General features: G+C 29.8%; 1 protein-coding gene. It reads right to left on the reverse strand.

Going from position 1 to position 1,113, the window contains the following annotated elements; all coding sequences use genetic code 11:
* A partial coding sequence (locus tag M997_RS07270) for a cation:dicarboxylate symporter family transporter (protein ID WP_156510813.1) occupies positions 1 to 510 on the reverse strand: 510 nt, incomplete at its 3' end.
* Between the last annotated feature and the right edge of the window lie 603 nt (positions 511 to 1,113).

The following is a 1,113-nucleotide window of genomic DNA, read 5'->3' on the forward strand; positions in this document are numbered from 1 at the left end:
CGCTAAAGAAATACCAAAAATAATGGATACAAATAGCACTTGCAGAATATTACCGTTAACCAAAGGACTCACTACGGTGTCAGGAATAATATTCATTAGAAAACTAACCAGTGAGCTGTTATGTGCTTGGGTAACGTACATCTCAACTTTGCTGCTATCTAATGACTCTGGCGAGATATTTAAACCATCACCAGGGCGAATAATATTTGCGGTAATTAGACCAATAACAAGTGCGATACTAGAAAAGGTTAAAAAGTAAATCATCGATTTACCTGCAACTTTTCCTACTGTTTTCATGTTATTCATACCTGCGATCCCCGTAACAACGGTTAAGAAGATCACGGGGGCGATAATCATTTTTACAATTTTGATAAATCCATCACCTAGCGGTTTAAAGGATTCACCAACATTAGGGTAGAAATGACCAAGTAAAATACCAAGTATAATTGCAACAATGACTTGAACGTAAAGTACTTTGTAAATTGGGCGCTTTTTAGGGGGTGTCTGCATACAAATTCCCTGTATCTAAAAGATATATTAATAAATTGAATAATTATTGTGTTGTAAATAAAAATTTACATATTTTTCTTTTTGTTGGGTAACTTAAAGGTATGAGTAAATCAGGTCAATAAAATAAAGTTCATTTTATTAAATATTGTGGTCTGTATCTAAAAAATTAGATTTTATTTCAAAAAAGGTGTTTTATTGAAATAAAACATAAGGAAAACTCAATTTTATGGTATCTGATTTTGTTTCAATTGTTTTAATTTCATTAAGAAAATGTATGTTATAGATGTGCGTTTATGTAAAGTTGAAATTGAACATGTAAAAAAAATAGACAAAATATAGATAAAATAAATATTCACTAATTAATTATGCAGTGGTTTTTGTCAACTACTCTACTGTATTAACGATTTTTAAATAGAAGCCAAATAATAAAAAAAGCACCCCAAATGGAGTGCTTTTTTTATTCGATTATTTTTATCAATCAGCAGACTATTTTACTGGGATTTTTAGTGGATCATTAGATTCATTTATTTCTAATGGTGCTAAGTTTGCATCAGTCATCAAAATATCTTCTTGTAAAATCATTTCTCCTGAAGCTTTACCATT

The sequence above is a fragment of the Proteus hauseri ATCC 700826 genome (assembly GCF_001654965.1).
In the GTDB taxonomy this organism is placed as follows: Bacteria; Pseudomonadota; Gammaproteobacteria; order Enterobacterales; family Enterobacteriaceae; genus Proteus; species Proteus hauseri.